This window comes from Arthrobacter sp. Y3225116 (assembly GCF_059091245.1).
In genome coordinates, this window is the sequence record NZ_JBNHGL010000276.1 from 1 (window position 1) to 3,395 (window position 3,395).

Genomic DNA, 3,395 nt, shown 5'->3' on the forward strand with positions numbered 1-3,395 from the left:
CCGGTTCAGACGGCCTGGGCGGTCCGCCAGCCGCCGCGGTATTCCTTGCGCGCGGTGACGGAGTAGGGCGCCGGGCTGACCACGGCCCGGACTTCCAGCTGCCGGTGCGGTTCCACGGTGGTCTTGCGGGTGCCGCCGTCGGGCTCGCCCCAGACCACGTTCACCTCGGTACCGATTTCGACGTCGGGGTTGACCGTGGCCAGCGACAGCGCCCGCCGCTCGTTGGCGCTGTAACCGGTGAACAGGGACAGGCCCACGTTCGTGCCGCCGGCGTCGACAATGGAATCGTAGTTCGAGGAGCCGTAGTTGGCGTTGGGCAGGTCGAAGTACTTGTAGGGCGTCCCCTCCGTGTCGAACAGCGAGGCGAAGATCTTGGTCATGTCCTCGGCGTTCCAGGCCAGCGTGACCTTCTTCCGCTGCGCCTCGCCGTCGATCTTCTCCAGCGCGTCGCGGCCGATGAAGTCGTGGTCGAACTTGACGAAGGAGCCGTAGCCCAGCTCCCACGGGTTCAGGTAGTAATCCTCGATGTTGTCGGAGACGAAGCTGCCGGCCACGGCGTTGACGGCTTCGTAGCTGTCCGCGCCCAGCCATTCCCGGTACGGGCGCAGCTCTTCCCCCGAGTAGATGGCCGGCAGCGGGGACGGAATCCAGCCCGATTCCAAGGTGTTGGACGAGTAGGCCCGGGCGCCGACGGCCAGCAGGCCAAACTCCCGGCCGGCGTCCAGGATGAATTCGCGGACGCGCTCGTAGGACTCGTAGGGCCCCCAGAGCTCCAGCCCGGGGGCGCCGGCCATGCCGTGGCGGAGCGTGCGCACCTGTGCCCCGGCCACCTGCATGTGGTCCATGCTGAAGAATTTCAGCTGCTCCACGGTGCCGCCGTTGAGCTTTTCGATGACCTGCCACGCGTTCGGACCCTGGATCTGGAACCGCCAGTACCTGCGCTGCACGGGCTTGCCCATCGGCCGCGACGGCGACCGCCGGTCCACCTCCAGCTCCACGTCGTACCCGCCGGTCTGTCCGTGGAAGAGCAGCCAGTTGGCCGCGGGGGAACGCCCCACGTAGACGAACTGGTCCTCGGCCTCGTGAAAGAGGATGCCGTCGCCGATCACGTGCCCGGACGGCGTCGTCGGGACATATTGCTTGGCCCTGTTCACCGGGAAGGTGGCCACCGAGTTGACCGCGGTGTCGGAGATCAGTCTCAGCGCATCGGGGCCCTTGATGAACAGATTGTCCATGTGGTGGGACTGGTCGTACAGCACGGCGGTCTCCCGCCAGGCCCAAACCTCGCTGCGCCAGTTGGTGAATTCCGGTGCCACCACCGGGTAAACATAGGCGCCGATCTGCGAATTGCGCAGCAGCTCCACCGTATTGCCGGCCTGGTCCAGGACGTCCTGCAGGTTCTGTGCACTCATGATTCCCCTATCCCCGCCGGCCGGGGCCGGCGTCTCTTCCATGCCTCCGTTGGCCGAAGGCATGCTGTTCGATTGCGGGCGGCAGGGGAACCGGCTTCTTTAGCGGCCGGGCTCCTCGGCCGCCCGCGTGATGGCATTGGCGACGCTCTTGAGGTGCTTATCCATGGCTGCGGCGGCCCGTTCCGGATCCTTGGCGCAGACCGCGTCCAGAATCTCCAGGTGTTCGGGCAGCGATACGGCCGGCCGGCCCGGCTGCATGGCCAGCCGGAACTGGAAGCGGACGCTCTGGCCGCGCAGGCGCGCGATCAGGGCGGCCGCCGTTGCGTGCCGGCTCAATTCGACGACCCGGCGGTGCAGGGTCTTGTTCAGGTCCGAATACTGCAGCAGGTCGCCGGCGGCCACGGCCCGGTTCATGGACTCGCCCAGGGCCTGGAGTTCCTGCACGTCCTCGTCGGTGACCTGTTCGGCGGCCTTGGCCGCGCAGATGGCTTCCAGGGCGGCGCGGACCTCGGTGATTTCCACCGCTTCCTCTACCGCGACCGCGCGCACCCGGGCGCCCCGGTTTTGGATGCGCTCCACCAGCCCCTCCAGCGTCAGCTCCGCCAGCGCCGCCCGGACGGTGGCCCGGCTGGCATGGAACTCGGCGCAGATGTCCGCCTCCACCAGTCGTTGATTGGGCACGAGTTCGCCCCGGTCGATCGCCCTTTTCAGCCCCGCGACGACGGCGGCCGAGTCGGTTGATCGGGGTGCGGCAGTTTGGCTGGCGGTGCTCACGGGAGGTTGCTCCATGCTTGGATAGTGTGCTGACAAAGTTGTTGCCAATAACCTAGCCCATCGGTTCTCAGTGCGTGTCCGGCACCTCGACGGGCGGCGTGCCGTGGGTATGGAAGGTCGAGATGGTCTGCATGCCCCAGGCCTGGCCCTTCTTCCGTTCCGTCTCGGTCCAGACCACCGGTTCCCAGTCCGGTGCCAGCAGGAGCCGCGCGCCGGCGTTGGCGAACTCGATGCGGTTTCCGCCCGGCTCGTAGACGTAGAGGAAGAACGTCTGGTTGATGGTGTGCTTGTGCGGGCCGGACTCGATGTGGATGCCGTTCTCCAGGAAGATGTCGGCGGCCTTGAGGATGTCTTCGCGGGTGTCCGGGGCGAAGGCGATGTGGTGCAGGCGGCCGGAGGCGCCCAGGTGGTCGGCCGAGTAGACGAGGTCATAGGACTTCTGGCCGAACCGGAACCAATGGGCCGCGATGCGTCCGTTGTCCAGCCGGATCAGTTCGCTGTCCCTCAGGCCAAGGACGTCGGCCGAGAACTTCGCGTTCTCCTCCACGTTGGCCGCCAGGTAGTTGATGTGGTCCAGCCGGCGGGCGTTGACCCCGTGGCCGGGGAAGCGGGACGCCTGGTTCTTCAGGGCCGGCTTGTCGTCCGTGGCCCGGTACCACTCGGTCTCGTAGTAGACGGACATCGGGTGGCCGTCCGGGTCCGCGAAGTGGAACGACGGCCCGACGCCGAATTCCCCGTCCCGCCACTGTCCGCCCTGCCCGGATTCCTGGATCGAAGCCACCAGCCGGTCCAGCGCCTCGGGTGAGGCCGCCCGGTGCGCGACCAGTCCGACGCCGGAGGCCTGGCGCGGGGTGAGCTTGATGCTCCAGTTTTCGTAGTCGTCCCAGGTGCGCAGGAAGACCGAGTCTCCGGCGCGGGCGACCTCCCGCATGGCCAACAGGTCGTTGAAGAACCAGTAGCTCTCGTCGAACTTGTCGGTGAACAGTTCGATGTTGCCCAGGTGGGCGATGTCGCGGTGCTGGGGTGTCATGGTCTTCCTTCACGTGGTTGCGGGGCGGCCCGGTCTCGGGGAAAGACGGTGCCGTCGAACAGCTTCCGCGCCGTCCGCAGCACCGTGGAGGAAGTGGTGGTGATGCCGGCGGGGCCGGCGGCCAGTTCCGCGCCGACGTCCAGGTAGCCGGTGGGGTGCTCGAGCCGCAGCGGCCTTCC

The 3,395-nt window shown here is 67.5% G+C and carries 3 protein-coding genes and 1 pseudogene; all 4 read right to left on the bottom strand.

What is annotated here, in order from left to right; all coding sequences use genetic code 11:
• Window positions 1–5: 5 nt before the first annotated feature.
• Complete coding sequence (gene ligM, locus AC5RV2_RS15990; protein ID WP_494093150.1) at window positions 6–1,412, bottom strand: vanillate/3-O-methylgallate O-demethylase; 1,407 nt, start codon at window positions 1,410–1,412, stop codon at window positions 6–8.
• A 99-nt stretch (window positions 1,413–1,511) separates the two neighbouring features.
• Entirely contained in the window at window positions 1,512–2,201 is a 690-nt protein-coding gene (locus AC5RV2_RS15995) for a GntR family transcriptional regulator (RefSeq protein ID WP_494093151.1), read from the bottom strand.
• Between the two features lie 52 nt (window positions 2,202–2,253).
• Window positions 2,254–3,216, bottom strand: coding sequence for a VOC family protein (locus AC5RV2_RS16000; protein WP_494093152.1), 963 nt, complete (start codon window positions 3,214–3,216; stop codon window positions 2,254–2,256).
• Window positions 3,213–3,395 (bottom strand): annotated as a pseudogene (locus AC5RV2_RS16005) (hypothetical protein); the annotation flags it as partial. The gene AC5RV2_RS16000 and the pseudogene AC5RV2_RS16005, both read right to left, overlap by 4 nt.

Coding starts and splice junctions, on each gene's coding strand:
- ligM (WP_494093150.1), bottom strand. CDS start 1,412: ATGAGTGCACAGAACCTGCAGGACGTCCTGGACCAGGCCGGCAATACG.
- AC5RV2_RS15995 (WP_494093151.1), bottom strand. CDS start 2,201: ATGGAGCAACCTCCCGTGAGCACCGCCAGCCAAACTGCCGCACCCCGA.
- AC5RV2_RS16000 (WP_494093152.1), bottom strand. CDS start 3,216: ATGACACCCCAGCACCGCGACATCGCCCACCTGGGCAACATCGAACTG.